The organism is Streptomyces boluensis (assembly GCF_009908195.1).
GTDB lineage: Bacteria > Actinomycetota > Actinomycetes > Streptomycetales > Streptomycetaceae > Streptomyces > Streptomyces boluensis.
The window spans coordinates 1-839 of sequence record NZ_JAAAHS010000762.1 but is presented as its reverse complement, the minus strand read 5'-3'; the positions used below and the strand labels follow the sequence as shown (position 1 = coordinate 839).

The following is an 839-nucleotide window of genomic DNA, read 5'->3' as shown; positions in this document are numbered from 1 at the left end:
CCACCACACCGCACCCCACCCCCCAGGGCAGGCATCATGACCCCATGCCCGAAGGAGACACCGTCCACCAGGCGGCGGCCCGACTGCACCGCGCGCTCGCCGGAGAGATCCTCACCCGCTCCGACCTGCGCGTCCCGAAGTACGCCACCGCCGACCTGACCGGCCGTACCGTCCTGGACGTCACCCCGCGCGGCAAGCACCTGCTGACGCGCGTCGAAGGCGGTCTCACCCTGCACTCGCATCTGCGGATGGACGGCTCCTGGAAGGTCTACGCCCCCGGCGAGCGCTGGCGCGGCGGCCCCGCACACCAGATCCGCGCGATCCTCGGCAACGCCCACCACACGGCGGTCGGCTACCGACTGCCCGTACTGGAACTCCTGCGCACCGCCGACGAACACCGCGCCGTGGGCCACCTCGGCCCCGACCTGCTGGGCCCCGACTGGGACCCGGAGCGGGCCGTGCGCAACCTCCGCGCCGACCCGGCCCGACCCCTTGGCGAGGCCCTGCTCGACCAGCGCAACCTCGCGGGCATCGGCAATGTGTACAAGTCCGAACTGTGCTTCCTGGCCCGCGTCACCCCCTGGATCCCGGTGGGCGCACTCGACGAGGACCTCCCCGAGCGTCTGGTCGCCGCGGCCGAGCGACTCCTGGAGGCGAACCGGGACCGCCCGGACCGTTCGACCACGGGCCGCCGCGACCAGCACCTGTATGTGTACGGCCGGGCACCGCGCCCCTGCCTGCGCTGCGGCACCCCCGTACGCGCGGCCGAACAGGGCGAAGGCAACAGCCGGGACCGCGTCACGTACTGGTGCCCCACCTGCCAGTCCGGCCCCACCCCC

At 73.7% G+C, this 839-nt stretch carries 1 protein-coding gene; it reads left to right on the top strand.

Features of this window, described 5'->3' with window-relative positions:
- Positions 1 to 44: 44 nt before the first annotated feature.
- Positions 45 to 839 (top strand): Fpg/Nei family DNA glycosylase (locus tag GUY60_RS37975; RefSeq protein WP_161706041.1); only part of this gene is annotated, 795 nt, incomplete at its 3' end.